The sequence below is a fragment of the Polaromonas sp. P1_G2 genome, from assembly GCF_056405515.1.
Genome location: NZ_JBFUBY010000607.1, coordinates 1 through 754 on the forward strand (window position 1 = coordinate 1; position 754 = coordinate 754).

At 60.9% G+C, this 754-nt stretch carries 1 protein-coding gene; it reads right to left on the reverse strand.

Annotation, left to right across the window (positions count from 1 at the left end; genetic code table 11):
- The coding region (istB, locus tag AC1D0P_RS26485; RefSeq protein ID WP_477679449.1) for an IS21-like element helper ATPase IstB at positions 1-743 on the reverse strand (743 nt) is incomplete at its 3' end.
- Positions 744-754 lie beyond the last annotated feature (11 nt).

The window sequence follows — 754 nt, forward strand, 5'->3', positions numbered from 1 at the left end:
GATCGTCTTCTGTAGCTTTCGACATTCATCTCGAAGATGGTTGCGTGATGAACAAGGCGGTCCACGGCGGCGAGCGTCATAGCTGGGTCCGGAAAGACGCGGTTCCATTCTCCAAAAGGCTGATTGGCGGTGATCATGATGGAACGCCGCTCATATCTTGCTGAGATAAGTTCGAAGAGCACGCTGGTTTCGGCTTGGTCTTTGGTGACGTAGGCCAGATCGTCGAGGATGAGCAGATCGAACTTGTCGAGCTTTGTAATGGCGGATTCGAGCTGGAGTTCGCGGCGGGCGACCTGCAGTTTCTGGACGAGATCGGTGGTGCGGGTGAACAGCACGCGCCAGCCGTTCTCGATCAGCGCCAGGCCGATTGCCGCGGCGAGATGGCTCTTTCCGCCGCCGGGCGGTCCGAAGAGCAGGATGTTGGCTCCCTTGGCGAGCCAGCTGTCGCCGGCGGTGATCGCCATGACCTGAGCCTTGGAGACCATGGGCACGGCGTCGAAGGCAAAGCTGGGAAGCGTCTTGCCGGATGGCAGATGAGCCTCGGCGAGATGCCGTTCGACCCTGCGATGGGCGCGTTCGGCCAGTTCATGTTCGGCGATGGCCGACAGGAAGCGTGCGGCGGGCCATCCTTCCCGATCGGCCTGCTCGGCAAATTGCGGCCAGAGCGTCTTGATCGTCGGCAGCCTCAGTTCATTGAGCATGATGCCGAGCCGTGCTTCGTCGATGATGTGGGAGGCCTTCATGCGGCTTCTCC